Source organism: Leisingera sp. ANG-M1 (assembly GCF_000813745.1).
GTDB lineage: Bacteria > Pseudomonadota > Alphaproteobacteria > Rhodobacterales > Rhodobacteraceae > Leisingera.
This window is the reverse complement of the sequence record NZ_JWLC01000016.1, coordinates 813-1,315: the sequence shown is the minus strand read 5'-3', so window position 1 is coordinate 1,315 and position 503 is coordinate 813. Positions and strand designations below refer to the sequence as shown.

Here is a 503-nt window from a genome sequence, read left to right as displayed (position 1 = left end):
GAAGGTCTCAAAAAACAGGAACCGCATCCGCACGTTGCGCAGGTCGATCGAAGTGTCGACGGAATCCAGCGCGATGTGAATTTTGGCGTCGCCTTGCTCGGAGATGCCGCCGGAAAAAGCTGCAAACCGGCTCGATTCCGCAATGCTGCCTTTTTTGATTGATATGAATCGGATGGCGGAGGATTCGGCGTTGAGCTGCCAGCCGTGCTCAAACGGCCCGGTCGCGAGGGCCGGACGGGTCAGCAGCAGGAAAGCTGTTAAAAGTGAAAGGGTTATGCGAAGCATGTGCGATCCATTCGGGTTGCCGTACGAGAGGCCCCAGCCCGTGGGCGGGGGCATAGAGATTGCACCCAGACTAACAGCAGTCTTGCTGCCGGGTGCAAGGGACGCGATAGTTTCGTAACCAAATACCCTTAAGAATTGGGAAGCGGCCTTTCGGGGCCAGGAATGGAGCAGGTGCGTGCGTTTCTTACTGAATGGGATCCGGCTGGCGGTGCTGGCGG

At 57.9% G+C, this 503-nt stretch carries 1 pseudogene; it reads right to left on the bottom strand.

The features are described 5' to 3' along the window. Nucleotides 1–285, bottom strand: a pseudogene (locus tag RA19_RS14375) (OmpA family protein); the annotation flags it as partial. Nucleotides 286–503: the final 218 nt, after the last annotated feature.